The following is a 2,086-nucleotide window of genomic DNA, read 5'->3' on the forward strand; positions in this document are numbered from 1 at the left end:
CGATCACACGGAATATGATGGCGGCCGCAGAATCCCTGGGGCCGCTATTAGCTTGGAAAGGCAACAGATGTCCTGGACAGACGAGCGCGTCGAACTGCTAAAGAAAATGTGGGGCGAGGGCCAGTCGGCCAGCCAGATCGCCAAGGAACTGGGCGGCGTTACCCGCAACGCGGTGATCGGCAAGGTGCACCGCCTCGGCCTGTCCAACCGCAACAGCGGCACAACCAAGGCCGCCGAGCCAAAGGAAAAGCCCGCCGCAGCCCCCGCTGCCGCGGCGCCGAAACCTGCGGCCGCAGCGAAACCGAAGCCGCAGCCCAAGACCGAGCCGGCCCGCCCCGCAGCGGTCCAGTCGGCCTCAGCCGAAGCCAAACCGGCGACGCCTGCACGCCGCCAGATCATCCCGGCCGGCCAGCCGTTGCCGCCGCAGCCTTCGGCCAATGAAATCAGCCCCGAAGCCCTGGCCAAGGTCAACGAGATCGAAAAGAAGGCCAAGAAGCTGAGCCTGATGGATCTGACCGAACGCACCTGCAAATGGCCCGTGGGCGACCCCGCAACCGAGGACTTCTGGTTCTGCGGCCTGCCCTCCCAGCAAGGCAAACCCTATTGCGAGGCGCATGTGGGTGTGGCCTTCCAGCCGATGTCCTCGCGCCGCGACCGCCGCCGCTAAGGATCAGGCGGGCGCTGACAGCCTGTGTGCAGACCTCTGAAATAAACAAACCCGCGCCTTGCAGCGCGGGTTTTTCATATCCACCACCCGCCCGGCCTTGCAGCCGGACGGGTGGGAATTCAGCGGCAAATCAGTTTGCCACCGGACCGGCGGAGGTGAATTTCGGTATCACGCTGTCCGAGGCCGCGTTCGGCTCGATCCCCGGCCAGTTGCCTTCGGCCAGGTTGATGTTGCCGGGGATGTCCTCTTCCCAGAAGCCGACCACAACATCGGTGATGTTCAGGTACAGCTTGTCGTCGACGATGCGCCACAGGTTCGGGTTGGCTGGCACCTTGCCGCCCTTCGAGACGCCGTAGGCGCAGTGGCCGTCATATTGCGGCGCGTAATAGGCCGGGCTTTCCGCGAACTTGTCGCGGTTTTCCGCGCTCGAGAAGGCCCAGGTTGCGCCGTTGTATTCTGCAGTGAAGGCAGTGCTGCCGCGCACCGGGGCGGTCTGCGGCGTGCCCAACGCGTTCATCTCGAGGCTGCGGTAGGCCACCACGTCATAGCCGGACACGGCATAACCGGTGCCGTCGACATATTGCTCGCCTGCAAAACCCGGGGCGGCAAAGGACAGCGCTGCCACGGCAGCAAGTGCAAAACGTTTCATGAAATCATCCCTTTCATCGGTGATTGCTTCAACTTGGGCACCGGCATCCTGTCCGGCTTCGGGTCTGACATTATAGGGCCTGCAGCAAATGCGAAGGGGGGCTCACGGCTCTGTGTCCGCAGGCGCGGCTTCTGTGAACTTTTGAAAAATTTGCGTCGCCCATACCTTCCAGTCATTGGAATTTGCAGAAATCCGCTTATCTCTGCCTGAGCCGATCGCCGCAGCAGGTGCGATTGACCGCAAACAGGAAACAATCAGAACAAGGTCCGACAGATGAGCGATACCCCCTATACCCCGCCGAAAGTATGGAAATGGGAACAAGCCAACGGCGGCGAGTTCGCCTCGATCAACCGCCCCATTGCCGGCGCAACCCATGACAAGGACCTGCTGGCGGGCAAACACCCGTTCCAGCTCTATTCGCTGGCGACACCGAACGGGGTGAAGGTCACCGTGATGTTCGAGGAGCTGCTGGCGGCGGGCCACAAAGACGCCGAGTACGATGCCTGGCTGATCAGCATCGGCGACGGCGATCAGTTCGGTTCCGGCTTTGTCGGGGTGAATCCGAACTCCAAGATCCCGGCACTGCTGGACCGCAGCGGCGCGGAGCCGGTGCGGGTGTTCGAAAGCGGCTCGATCCTGCTGCATCTGGCCGAGAAATTCGGTGCCTTCCTGCCCAAAGAAGGCGCCGCCCGCACCGAAACCCTGAACTGGCTGTTCTGGCAGATGGGCAGCGCGCCCTACCTGGGCGGCGGCTTCGGGCATTTCTATGC

At 62.8% G+C, this 2,086-nt stretch carries 2 protein-coding genes and 1 pseudogene; 2 read left to right on the top strand and 1 reads right to left on the bottom strand.

Annotation, left to right across the window (positions count from 1 at the left end; genetic code table 11):
• The first annotated feature begins 67 nt into the window (after window positions 1–67).
• Window positions 68–667: a GcrA family cell cycle regulator gene (locus tag A2I95_RS33400; RefSeq protein ID WP_027258189.1), complete on the top strand. Its 600-nt coding sequence runs from the start codon at window positions 68–70 to the stop codon at window positions 665–667.
• Window positions 668–797: 130 nt separating this feature from the next.
• On the opposite strand, the gene A2I95_RS33405 is transcribed toward A2I95_RS33400, so the two are convergent.
• Window positions 798–1,316, bottom strand: coding sequence for a YHS domain-containing (seleno)protein (locus tag A2I95_RS33405; RefSeq protein WP_027258188.1), 519 nt, complete (start codon window positions 1,314–1,316; stop codon window positions 798–800).
• 273 nt (window positions 1,317–1,589) lie between these two features.
• Here A2I95_RS33405 and A2I95_RS33410 point away from each other — a divergent pair.
• A pseudogene (locus A2I95_RS33410) lies at window positions 1,590–2,086 on the top strand (glutathione-dependent disulfide-bond oxidoreductase); the annotation flags it as partial.

This window comes from Leisingera sp. F5 (assembly GCF_001593695.1).